This is a genomic window from Lactiplantibacillus sp. YT640 (genome assembly GCF_049745435.1).
In the GTDB taxonomy this organism is placed as follows: domain Bacteria; phylum Bacillota; class Bacilli; order Lactobacillales; family Lactobacillaceae; genus Lactiplantibacillus; species Lactiplantibacillus plantarum.
In genome coordinates, this window is record NZ_JBMNVY010000107.1 from 1 (window position 1) to 312 (window position 312).

1 protein-coding gene is annotated in these 312 nt (G+C 48.4%); it reads left to right on the top strand.

Features of this window, described 5'->3' with window-relative positions:
• The coding region (locus ACOV1R_RS16135) for an IS30 family transposase (protein ID WP_424744351.1) at positions 1–312 on the top strand (312 nt) is incomplete at both ends.

Below are 312 nucleotides of genomic sequence, written 5' to 3' on the forward strand. Positions count from 1 at the left end.
GCTTAATCGTGGCTGGCTCCCCTTCAAATTGACTGATCTACCCAATCGGAATGTCCGCCAGCACCGAGTGAGCGAAAATCGTGGAAAATTTACAAGTGGGACTTCCATCGAACAACGGCCAACAACTGTTAATCAACGGTTAGCTTTTGGTCATTGGGAAGTAGATACGGTGCTTTCTAGTCGAAGTGAGTCACGATCATGTCTGGTTACATTCGTAGAACGTAAGACCCGACTTCTATGGGCCATCAAAGCCCCTAATAGAACGGCTAAGGCTCTAAACACCGCCTTTGGCAAGTTTATGGGGGCCTTCGG